This is a genomic window from Humibacillus sp. DSM 29435 (assembly GCF_001758225.1).
Taxonomy (GTDB): domain Bacteria; phylum Actinomycetota; class Actinomycetes; order Actinomycetales; family Dermatophilaceae; genus DSM-29435.
Map to the genome: position 1 here is coordinate 1 of NZ_MAST01000047.1, position 916 is coordinate 916.

General features: G+C 65.2%; 1 protein-coding gene and 1 pseudogene. Both read left to right on the top strand.

The window, feature by feature from the left end; translation table 11 throughout:
* Window positions 1–248 (top strand): annotated as a pseudogene (locus tag BA895_RS24250) (HNH endonuclease); the annotation flags it as partial.
* 183 nt (window positions 249–431) lie between these two features.
* Window positions 432–824 (top strand): hypothetical protein, encoded by a 393-nt coding sequence (locus BA895_RS19355; protein WP_217493951.1) that lies wholly within the window; start codon window positions 432–434, stop codon window positions 822–824.
* Window positions 825–916 lie beyond the last annotated feature (92 nt).

Consider the following 916-nt stretch of genomic DNA (forward strand, 5'->3'; position numbering starts at 1 on the left):
TGCGGTGCAACCACACCAAACAACTCCCCGGCTTCACCGCCCGCACCCTCACCCCGGAACCGCGACAACCCGGCGCACCACACCTCGTCGAGCTGACCACCCCCACCGGACACACCTACCAATCCACGCCGCCACCCCTCATCCCAGGAAAGACACCCTGTCCCAAACCCCGAATCATCACGGCGCCCGCAAGCGATCCGCCGCTCAGCCCCTTCGAGCGCTACCTCACCGACCTCATCGCCGGCTGAGGCGGGCACACGGTGGCAGGTCTGGTGGCGTCGCATGGTTGCAGCCAGGGCTGCTGTGCCAGCGCGACCAAGACACATCTGTCCCTCAGCTCGGGACACCTGGCAGGCGCCCTCGCTGGTGGCTCGGCCTTCACGGATTTGCCGAATAGCGGACGTTGACCTGTGTAATGAGAGGCTTGCCCCATGTCGTGGTTCCGTCGCGAGAAGCGCCCACCGGAAGAGATGGAGCGGGAGCGCATCCAAGATCAGGTGCGCGTTGCGAAGCAGCACCGGCTCGCGCAGACGGCCACGCAGCGGGATCTGGTCGAGGCCATCTCAGCTGCGCTATTCAAGGCGGACCCCGTCGGCCTGAACTTCGCGACGAACAAAGACGAATACGACGCTGAAGCGGAGACCATCGTCATCGCTCTGCCAAGTGCTGCGGGGCCTGAGGATGTGAAGGCCCTTACGCACGAAGCCTTCGTGCACTGGTTCGGCACGGCTACCGCCGGCCCCATGGAACGATACGTCGCCGTCGCCCCTGACATCTGGAGCCTCTGGCGTAGCAGCCAAGGATTGAGCGGGGAACAGGTCTAAAGGCGCGCAGCCCGCGTGCAGGACATACGCCCGACTCTGCCGCGTTGAGGACGTTCCCTACGAGCCATCGCGTAGCCCTAGAGCTGGAGGTG